Annotated in this window: 7 protein-coding genes; all 7 read right to left on the bottom strand. The window is 54.6% G+C overall.

What is annotated here, in order from left to right; all coding sequences use genetic code 11:
* Nucleotides 1–236: 236 nt before the first annotated feature.
* The 7 genes from OEL57_RS03005 to gltB all read right to left on the bottom strand — a co-directional run bounded on the left by OEL57_RS03005 (nucleotide 237) and on the right by gltB (nucleotide 9,770).
* Nucleotides 237–764, bottom strand: coding sequence for a DUF6691 family protein (locus OEL57_RS03005; protein ID WP_300736864.1), 528 nt, complete (start codon nucleotides 762–764; stop codon nucleotides 237–239).
* Nucleotides 761–1,279: a YeeE/YedE thiosulfate transporter family protein gene (locus OEL57_RS03000; protein WP_300736861.1), complete on the bottom strand. Its 519-nt coding sequence runs from the start codon at nucleotides 1,277–1,279 to the stop codon at nucleotides 761–763. Before OEL57_RS03000 ends, OEL57_RS03005 begins: the two co-directional genes overlap by 4 nt.
* Nucleotides 1,280–1,350: 71 nt before the next feature.
* Nucleotides 1,351–1,971, bottom strand: a complete 621-nt coding sequence (locus tag OEL57_RS02995) for an SOUL family heme-binding protein (protein WP_300736858.1) — start codon at nucleotides 1,969–1,971, stop codon at nucleotides 1,351–1,353.
* Between the two features lie 115 nt (nucleotides 1,972–2,086).
* Nucleotides 2,087–2,458, bottom strand: coding sequence for a pyridoxamine 5'-phosphate oxidase family protein (locus OEL57_RS02990; RefSeq protein ID WP_300736851.1), 372 nt, complete (start codon nucleotides 2,456–2,458; stop codon nucleotides 2,087–2,089).
* A 75-nt stretch (nucleotides 2,459–2,533) separates the two neighbouring features.
* A complete protein-coding gene (locus tag OEL57_RS02985) occupies nucleotides 2,534–3,475 on the bottom strand; it encodes a DUF2860 family protein (RefSeq protein WP_300736844.1) in 942 nt (313 codons plus the stop codon).
* 163 nt (nucleotides 3,476–3,638) lie between these two features.
* Nucleotides 3,639–5,120: a glutamate synthase small subunit gene (gltD, locus tag OEL57_RS02980; protein ID WP_300736841.1), complete on the bottom strand. Its 1,482-nt coding sequence runs from the start codon at nucleotides 5,118–5,120 to the stop codon at nucleotides 3,639–3,641.
* A 72-nt stretch (nucleotides 5,121–5,192) separates the two neighbouring features.
* Complete coding sequence (gene gltB / locus OEL57_RS02975) at nucleotides 5,193–9,770, bottom strand: glutamate synthase large subunit (RefSeq protein ID WP_300736838.1); 4,578 nt, start codon at nucleotides 9,768–9,770, stop codon at nucleotides 5,193–5,195.
* Nucleotides 9,771–10,053: the final 283 nt, after the last annotated feature.

The raw sequence follows: 10,053 nt of genomic DNA, 5'->3' as shown, positions 1-10,053 counted from the left end.
GGCCTGCATTACTATCGGAACCGCGCATAACTTTCTCCAATAAAAACGAAATGTTATGCACAAAATATTACCAAAAACCAGCTGTTTTTACTACTTGTTTTTCAAAGGGCTGGTAATACCACCGCCATCAGCACAACCAGCACCTTAATAATCAACTTTTCAAATTTTTTGATGCCGTTGATCATACAGTCTCTCCACAGCGTAATCTGAACAAGTAGCGAATACCCCCAGTTCGGTTACAGTTCTTTTTTTTCAATCCAGCGGAACAGAAACAGCGTTCCCACTACAAACGGCACGATCATAAACCAGTGGTTGATCCCCAGTAGTTGCGGCAGGGTGACCTTGCCCATATTTCCCCAGGTAAGTATGGTGGTTTTCATGGCAGGAAAAACCTCGGCGTAGAGAGCGGCTCCGGCCAGCATGCCGAGCACACCCCAGAGTGCATCCCAGCGCCCCTCTGCCACTGCACCGATTGAGGTGCCGGGGCAATAGCCCAAAACACCCCAGCCAAGCCCGAACAAAAGGCCACCGATTATGTTTGCCCCCAGAATGGTTGTCTTGATTGAAAGCTTGGCCAGCTCCAGATCAACAAGCAGGTATGTTCCCACCATGGCGACAACTACGCTGGAGAGCATAAACTTGATGATGGTCAGATCCTTGAAAAGCAAGGCGTTAATCTGTTTTTCAAACCGTAAGACCCGCCCTTTCTGCAGCAGAAAACCGAAAAGAAAGCCAGTAATCAAACCATACATGAGCTGGCTCATTGCTCACCTCCACGATACAGCAACCGGGCCATGATAATTCCACCTATGAAAAAACATGCCAGAGAAATAAAACCGCTTAACGCTAGCTGAAGCGAACCGCTCAGCCCATGACCGCTCGGTCAGCCATCGGCCAGCCGAGCCCCGAACATGGCCACGGTGCCCCCCATAAAGGCCAGAATACCCCGCTTGGGGATACTTGCACCAAAACGTTTTTCCCATAGCGCAGGAATTTTTTGTAAACGGAAGGATCCGTCTGTCAGGGAGGCGATCAAGGCACCACCAAAGATTCCGACCAGAAACATGCCTTGCCAGTCCACCTTGGGTACTTCCTTGATAAAATACTCCATCTGCGCTACCCGTTCAGGGCTGAAGAGCTGTTCCAACATCCCGGCGGTCTTTACAAAGGTGGTTGAGGCACCAAAGTACTTGCCTGCAAACCATACTGAACCAATACTGACCAGACCGGCCAGTGCACCTGCCAGATAGGGACTCCACGGTTTTCCATCAGTTGTCATCTCTGTTTCTCCTTTTCCGGGTCAAAGCGTCCATGCTCTGATGAGGCATGTCAGATGACCTTTCTTTCAGATTAGTGCCCCACCGGAATCAAAATTTCGTTACAAAAAAAAAACCAAAGGGTAAAGGGTGGATTGTAGCGAGCCCAGACCGCTTCGCCAGCAGCTGTAAGTTTATTGTCCCGCAACCACGCTTCCAGTTTTTCCTTGTGCAGCAAATACTTTTCTTCGCTCCAGAAACCGGAATAACGGACTGCAGCAACAGTGCGGGTCGGTACCTGGCGCAGCTTTATGGCCGGATTATCAGGGACAGGGATGGTTTCCATGGTGTACGAAGCCGGCATCATGAAGCTGACAGCCCATTTCCCCTTCACCTTCTCCTGACTCACCGGCGCAGTCATAGAAATTTTTTCGCCTTTGGTCTCCTGGGATACCGGAGCGGTCATGGAAATTTTGCTCCGCGAACGATTATCGCCCGAGATATACCTGAACAACGGTCTGAATGCTGTGTTGCCGACATCCTCAACATCTCCGTCGACAATGATTTCCGCCAGAATCTGCGGCTCATATTCCCGTAGTTCAAAAATGCCGTCGTTTTTCAAGACCTTGTAAGGAGCTTCTTCCGTTGCCATACCATCCATTGTTCCTGTCAGTAGAATCAGCATTGAACAGATTATCAGATAAACATTCTTCATCAACCACTCCGCCTCACTTTTTTCCGACACGCGAAATTCAGATGTAAAATTTGCTACCTAGAGCTTTTGTGGAGTACAAAGGAAGACGTTCTTTCCCCTCTCAAGAGTGCAATAATCAGATCAGACTTCGTACTTCCACCACCTTAAACCAGGCTGCATGGGTAACAGACGCGCCAGCCCCCGGGCCGACGATCTCTTCGGCATTCTCCTTGATCGTCGCCAGCAGTTCTCCCTTTTCTTCGGTCCTGATCAGTTCCAGGGCCAGCCGCACACCGTTGAAGCCGGGCTGGTTGGTTTTGAACAAAAATGCGGCATGGCGGTTGCGGGTCAGGTTCTGATAGGTGCGTTTGTCGGTCATGCCCCAGACCAGAGTTGTTTCATCGATGACGTGCGGGCGGGCATAGACTGCGCTGTTGACGCGACCGTCAGAGGATGATGTGGAGATCACACCCAGACCTGGATTGGCAAATAATTCGGCAAGATTCATGGTTTATTTCCCCTCTGTGTGTTGCACATGTTTTTCATAGTGTACCGTTTAATCCTGCAAAGGTGCCAATCAAACTTAAAACGAATATCCTCCCAGCAGAAAGAAGTAGTTTGAGCGTTTTTCAAAAAAGGTGATGTTGGGAATGGTCTGCCCGTAGACGGTGCCGGCGGTCAGCCAGTATTTTTTGAAGTCAAAGGGATTCTTCCACAGGACGAGGGAGGTCGCGCTATAGCCCGGCTCCTTCAGGGTTTTGCCAAAAACCGGATTAACGCTGTCATGGAAGGCGTAGGCCCCTGAAACCCTGTTGATCCAGGTCAGGTCCTGCAGCCGCCAGACAAGAGACACCGCCCCGATGGGAGAGCTGTAACGGTTTGCAGCCCCTTCTGCGATTTCCCGTTCAAAAGCCAGCGAAGGAGTAAGCGTAAGAGTCTCGGTCAGCTTGAGCGTATAGGTGATCCCCAGACGGTGCTTTGTGCCGTCCCGCTTCAGAGCAGAGTAACGTTCTCCGCTTAGATCATTATTCACCAGTTTTGCTGAAACGGTGTAGTGCACGGAGAAAGGGCTTCCTGTGATTTTTTCCCAACCGGCCCGGAGACCGAAATTTTGTACACTGGTAGAATTTCTGTTAAGCGTGTAGGGGTCTTCCCATTCACTGCCCATGAATGAGTAGAACAGGGCTGCCTCAACCGCCCCCTTTTCCAGATCATGTTTAACCCCGATTGCCACCCGACCGTAGTCCTCTTCTGTGGCACCAGCAAACCAGGTGTTTTTCAGGGAGTCCTGACGATAGCGCAGCAGCAGTGCTGGTATTGCCATGACAACGGTCTGGCTTTGCGGGCTGTCCCCCAGGCTGGTAATGGATGATTTGCCCCGCCCCCACAGGTTGTCTGACTTGCTGATAACCAGCATGCCCGCGCCGACATCGGCAGTAAAATTGTCTGCCTGTGACGGCAGCACTGCAGTTAGCAACATAATGATGGTGAGCAGCAGGCTCAGAAAGGAAGAAGTGTAGTGCATTGATGGATGCTCCCTTTGTATGGCAGATAAACAAAGAATACTGATGTTGTAGCGTAGCGTACCAGCTTTGCGCTGAAATACAACCCGGCATCGTTGCAGTGCATAACAAAGAAGGCCGGGAGTATTCCCGGCCTTCTGGCAAACTAAACGGTGCTGTTGATTTTTAGGGCAGCTCTGTCCCACCCATCAGGTAACGATCACACTCCCGTGCAGCGCCACGGCCTTCATTAAAAGCCCAGACCACCAGACTCTGGCCACGACGACAGTCGCCGGCAGCAAAGACGCCAGGGATGCTCGTAGCATAACACTCATACTCTGCCTTGATGTTGCTGCGGGGGTCCCGCTCAACACCCAGAGCATCCAGCAGTGGCTGTTCCGGACCCAGGAAGCCCATGGCCAGCAGCACCAGACCGGCAGGACGCACCTGCTCAGTGCCAGGTACCGGGGTTGGCACAAACTGCCCCTTTTCATTTTTGCTCCAGGCGACCTGCACGGTGTGAACAGCGGTCAGATTACCGGCAGCGTCCCCTTCAAACCTGGTGGCGGTGGTCAGGTAGGTACGGGGGTCAGCACCATACCTAGCAGCAGCCTCTTCCTGACCATAATCCACTTTGTGGATCTTGGGCCATTCCGGCCAGGGGTTATCCGCAGCGCGCTGTTCAGGTGATTGCGGCATAATCTCCAGCTGGACCACCGAATTACAGCCATGGCGCAATGAAGTTGCCACACAGTCGGTGCCGGTATCACCGCCGCCGATGATGATCACATCCTTACCCTTGGCAGAGATAACATCAGTGCCGGGATTCAGCACAGCCTTGGTGTTAGCCGCCAGAAAATCCATGGCTAAATGAACCCCGTTCAGGCCACGTCCCTCAATCGGCAGGTCACGGGGCAGGGTTGCACCGGTAGCCAGCACCACGGCATCAAACTCACCCCGCAGCTTCTCAACCGGATAGTCGCTGCCACCGATGGCGGTATTGCAGACGAAGTTGATCCCTTCCAGTTCCAGCAGCTTGACCCGGCGCAGTACCACCTCACGCTTGTCCAGCTTCATGTTAGGGATGCCGTACATCAACAGGCCACCAGGCAGATCAGCACGTTCAAACACGGTAACCGTGTGACCGGCCTTGTTCAATTGAGCAGCAGCAGACAGACCGGCAGGACCGGAACCTACCACCGCCACCTTTTTACCGGTGCGAACCTTGGGCGGATTAGGAACAATCCAGCCCTCCTGCCAGCCACGCTCAACAATGCTGACCTCAATATTCTTGATCGTAACGGCGGGGTCAATCATCCCCAGGGTACAGGAACCTTCGCAGGGGGCTGGACAGACCCGGCCAGTAAACTCAGGGAAATTATTAGTGCGGTGTAGACGTTCCAGAGCCTGACGCCAGAGGCCGCGGTAGATCAAGTCGTTCCACTCCGGGATCAGGTTATTGATCGGGCAGCCGCTGGCCATGCCAGAAAGCAGCGTGCCGGTATGGCAGAACGGGATGCCGCAATCCATGCAGCGTGCTCCCTGGGTACGCAGCCCTTCCTCCGACATATGCAGGTGGAACTCGTTCCAGTCGTTGATACGCTCAAGCGGTTCGCGGTCTGCCGGTATTTCACGGCAGTATTCCATAAATCCGGTTGGTTTTCCCATGGTCGTGTCCTATCAGAAGCAAAGAATCAAAATTGTTAGTATCAGATACGATAATCAGCCGATTGCATCCTGCTAGTGCGCTGCTGCCTCATGCCAGTTTTCTTCAAACGCGGCGGTTAGTGCATCATCACCGCTCAAACCGGCTGCCTTGGCCCGCTCCAACGCCTGCAACACCCGCTTGTAATCCATCGGCATCACCTTGACAAACCTGGGTAGATAGCTGTTCCAGTCAGCCAGCACCGCCGCTGCCCTGGTACTGCCGGTCCGCTCCTTATGATTACTGAGCATCTCTTTCAAGGTCGCCACATCCTGCTCATCAAGCTGTTCCAGAGCAACCATCTGGGTGTTGCAATGACCGGCAAAATCGCCTTTTTCATCCAGCACATAGGCGATACCGCCGCTCATACCGGCAGCAAAGTTGCGCCCGGTTGCCCCAAGCACCACCACCGTACCGCCGGTCATATATTCGCAACCGTGGTCACCTACCCCTTCAACCACCGCATTAACACCGGAGTTACGTACACAGAATCGCTCGCCAGCCATACCGCGGATATAGGCCGTACCGCTGGTGGCACCGTAGAAGGCCACGTTGCCGGCAATAATGTTTTCTTCTGCCGCAAAGCTGGAACCGGCAGGTGGGTACACCACAATACTACCGCCGGAAAGTCCCTTACCCAGATAGTCATTGGCATCACCGGACAGTTCAAGGGTCATTCCCTTTGGCATGAAGGCACCAAAGCTCTGACCGGCTGAACCGTTAAAGCGCAGCTTTACCGTACCTTCCGGCAGACCTGCAGCACCATGGTTACGGGTAATCTCGTTGCCGATAATAGTACCGACAACCCGGTCAATATTGGTGATCGACAGCTCAGCAGTCACCTTTTCACCCTTTTCAATGGCCGGTTTGCAGATCTCCAGCAGCTTTGACAGGTCGATACACTTCTCCAGCCCGTGGTCCTGAGCCTCGGTGCAGTAGCTGACCGCACCGATCCCCATGTCAGGAGTATAAAGAATGTTGCTGAAGTCCAGCCCCTGTGCCTTCCAGTGGGCCACCGCTTTTTTGGGCTCCAGCACATTGGCACGCCCCACCATCTCGTTAAAGGTGCGGAAGCCGAGCTGCGCCATGATCTCACGCACTTCCATGGCCACAAAACGCATAAAGTTGACCACATACTCCGGCTTGCCGCTGAACCGCTTCCGCAGCTCAGGGTCCTGGGTGGCCACGCCGGCCGGACAGGTATTGCTGTGGCAGACCCTCATCATAACGCAGCCCAGGGTGACCAGCGGTGCGGTGGCAAAACCAAACTCCTCCGCCCCCAGCAGGGCCCCGATTACGACGTCACGGCCGGTCTTTAACTGGCCATCAACCTCAACAATAATCCGGCTGCGCAGGTTGTTCAGCATCAGGGTCTGATGGGTCTCGGCCAACCCCAATTCCCAGGGCAGACCGGCATGTTTGATACTGGAGATCGGCGATGCACCGGTACCGCCATCATACCCGCTGATCAGCACTACATCGGCATGGGCCTTGGCCACACCGGCAGCGATGGTACCAACCCCCACCTCGGAGACCAGCTTAACGCTGATCCGGGCACGACGGTTGGCGTTCTTCAGATCGTGGATCAGTTCAGCCAGATCCTCAATGGAATAGATATCATGGTGTGGCGGCGGCGATACCAGCCCGACACCGGGGGTGGTGTGACGGGTCTTGGCAACCCAGGGATAGACCTTATGACCGGGCAGCTCGCCACCCTCGCCCGGCTTGGCTCCCTGGGCCAGTTTAATCTGCAGCTCACCGGCATTGGTCAGATACTCACTGGTCACACCAAAACGACCGGAAGCCACCTGTTTGATATTGCTGTTTTTCGAATCACCCAGCTCATTGGTCCAGGTAAAGCGGGCAGGGTCTTCGCCACCTTCACCGGTGTTGGAGCGGCCACCGATCCGGTTCATGGCGATGGCCAGCGCCTCATGGGCCTCCTGGCTGATGGAGCCGTAGGACATGGCGCCGGTCTTGAAACGTTTTACGATCTCTTCCACTGACTCAACCTCGTCCAGCGGCACCGGTACGCGGTTCTTGAAATCAAGCAGGCCGCGCAGGGTGTAGTGACGCTCACTCTGCTCGTCAATCAGGTTTGAAAAGACCTTGAACTCCTGATAGTCGCCCGTGCGGGTCGCCTTCTGCAATGAGGTGATGGTCAACGGATTAAAGAGGTGTTCTTCTCCATCCTTGCGCCACTGGTACTGGCCACCCGGATCAAGGGTCGGATCTGCGGCCACACGCTTGGGGTAGGCCTTGGCGTGGCGCGCCAGCAGTTCGGTGGCGATCCCGCTCAGATTGGTGCCGCCGATCCGGGACGGGGTCCAGGTAAAGTACTTGTCAATCACCGACTGGTGCAGACCAACCGCCTCAAAGATCTGGGCACCACGGTAGCTCTGCACCGTAGAGATCCCCATCTTGGCCATGGTCTTGACCACCCCTTTGATGGAGGCCTTGATGAAGTTCTTGACCGCTTTCTTATGGTCAAGTCCCGGCAGCATTCCCTGTTTGATCATATCGTCCAGGGACTCAAAGGCCAGATAAGGGTTGATGGCAGTTACGCCATAGCCCAGCAGCACCGCAAAGTGATGTACCTCGCGGGGCTCGCCTGACTCCAGCACCAACGAAACCCGGGTACGGGTTGCGTTACGGATCAGGAAGTGATGCAGGCCTGAAACCGCCAGCAGGGCAGGAATTGCAGCGAACTCCTCATTCACACCGCGGTCGGACAGCACCAGGATGGTGGTACCTGCCTCAATGTGGCGGATGGCAGCGCTAAACAGGCTTTCCAGCGCCTTCTCCATCCCATCGGCACCATCGGCTGCCTTGAACAGCAGGGTCAGGGTGGTGGTCTTAAAGCCGGGGCGATCCAGGGAACGCAGCTTTTCAAACTCTTCGTTGGAAAGGATCGGTTGCTCCAATTTTATGCGACGTGCGCTGGCTGCAGCCGGTTTGAGCAGGTTACCTTCCGAGCCGATCAACGTAGTCGTAGAGGTGATAAGCTCTTCGCGGATCGGATCGATCGGCGGGTTGGTCACCTGGGCAAACAGCTGCTTGAAGTAGTTATAGAGTAACTGGGACTGATCAGAAAGCACCGCCAGCGGCGTATCAGTGCCCATGGAGCCCAGCGGCTGAACGCCATCCGTAGCCATGGGACCAAGAATGACCCGTTGATCCTCAAAGGTATAACCAAAGGCCTGCTGACGCTGCAGTACGGTTTCGTGATCCGGCTCCTGCATCGCTGCCTCCGGCAGATCCTGCAGCAACAGGTGATTCTCCTTCAGCCACGCTCCGTAAGGCCTGGCCGCTGCCAACTCCTGCTTGATTTCCTCGTCCGGCACAATCCGGCCCTGCTCAGTATCGATCAGGAACATCTTGCCCGGCTGCAGACGACCCTTCTTCACGATCTGCTCAGGCGCAACCGGCAGCACACCGGCCTCAGAGGCCATGATCACCCGATCATCAGTGGTGATGTAGTAGCGGCAGGGACGCAGACCATTCCGGTCCAGCACAGCACCGATACTGCGACCATCGGTAAAACAGACCGCAGCAGGACCATCCCACGGTTCCATCAGACAGGAATGGTACTCGTAAAAGGCACGTTTCTCGTCGTTCATCCCTTCGTGGTTTTCCCACGGTTCCGGCACCATCATCATCACGGCGTGGGGCAGCGAATAACCCGACATTGCAAGTAGTTCAAGGCAGTTATCAAACATGGCCGAGTCAGAACCATTGGTATTGATGATCGGCAGCGCCTTGGCAAGGTCATCACCAAACAGCTCACTGTTGAGCAGCGACTGGCGGGCATGCATCCAGTTGACGTTGCCCCGCAGGGTGTTGATCTCGCCGTTGTGGGCCATCAGGTGGTAAGGGTGGGCCCGTTCCCAACTGGGGAAGGTATTGGTGGAGAAACGTGAATGGACCAGGGCCAGGGCCGAGACCATATCCTGGTCACGCAGATCAGGGAAATACTGATCCACCTGCACCGGCATCAGCATCCCTTTGTAGATGATGGTACGGGTGGAGATACTGGAGACATACCAGTGGTTATCCACTTCCGGGTCACGGATCTCATGGATGGCACGCTGGTTGACGATATACAGCTTGCGATTGAAGGCGGCCTCATCAAGGCTTTCATCAACCGGCTTCAGGAACAGTTGACGCACCAGCGGCTCACCGGCCTTAGCGGTATTTCCCAGCGACGAGTTGTCAGTGGGCACATCGCGCCAGCCGATAATCTGCAGCTGTTCCTCATGCAGGATCCGCTCAAGGATATGACGGGCGCTGTTACGCTCAGTGGCCTCAGGAGAGGTAAAGACCATGGCAACGCCATACGTGCCCTGTTCAGGCAGTTCAATATTCAGGGGAGCACAGACCTTGCGCAGGAAGCTGTCCGGCATCTGCAGCAGGATACCGGCGCCGTCACCGGTATTATGCTCGCAACCGACCGCGCCGCGGTGATCCAGATTGGCCAGGATAGTCAGGGCCTGCTGCACGATATCATGGGACTTTGCGCCCTTGATATTGGCTACAAAACCAACGCCACAGGCATCATGCTCAAACCGGGGATCGTACAGTCCCTGTTTTTTGGGTACTCCGATAGTTTTCATAGTGCAACCCTTGTGAAGATATAAGTTTGTGCCAACCACCAGCAAAACGGACTTATTTAACAGCAAATAACGGGCCAACCACAGACAACAATGCCACAAACAGAGCCATTATACGCACAACATGCTGTTTTTTAATCCATTTTAACTGGCACCACATAACCACCAACACCTGACAGAACAATTGACTACAAAAGCAGCAGGCCAGAAAATCCAATATAATCCAGCTGACTAGGGCGAGAGCTGCGGGTCGGCTTGACTAGCCGTCACCGCGCCGTTTTACACA

This window comes from Trichlorobacter sp. (genome assembly GCF_030247655.1).
In the GTDB taxonomy this organism is placed as follows: domain Bacteria; phylum Desulfobacterota; class Desulfuromonadia; order Geobacterales; family Pseudopelobacteraceae; genus Trichlorobacter.
Note: the sequence above shows the minus strand (reverse complement) of the source record. Positions and strands in the feature narration are given on the sequence as shown.

Coding starts and splice junctions, on each gene's coding strand:
- OEL57_RS02985 (WP_300736844.1), bottom strand. CDS start 3,475: ATGCACTACACTTCTTCCTTTCTGAGCCTGCTGCTCACCATCATTATG.
- OEL57_RS02990 (WP_300736851.1), bottom strand. CDS start 2,458: ATGAATCTTGCCGAATTATTTGCCAATCCAGGTCTGGGTGTGATCTCC.
- gltD (WP_300736841.1), bottom strand. CDS start 5,120: ATGGGAAAACCAACCGGATTTATGGAATACTGCCGTGAAATACCGGCA.
- OEL57_RS02995 (WP_300736858.1), bottom strand. CDS start 1,971: ATGAAGAATGTTTATCTGATAATCTGTTCAATGCTGATTCTACTGACA.
- gltB (WP_300736838.1), bottom strand. CDS start 9,770: ATGAAAACTATCGGAGTACCCAAAAAACAGGGACTGTACGATCCCCGG.
- OEL57_RS03005 (WP_300736864.1), bottom strand. CDS start 764: ATGAGCCAGCTCATGTATGGTTTGATTACTGGCTTTCTTTTCGGTTTT.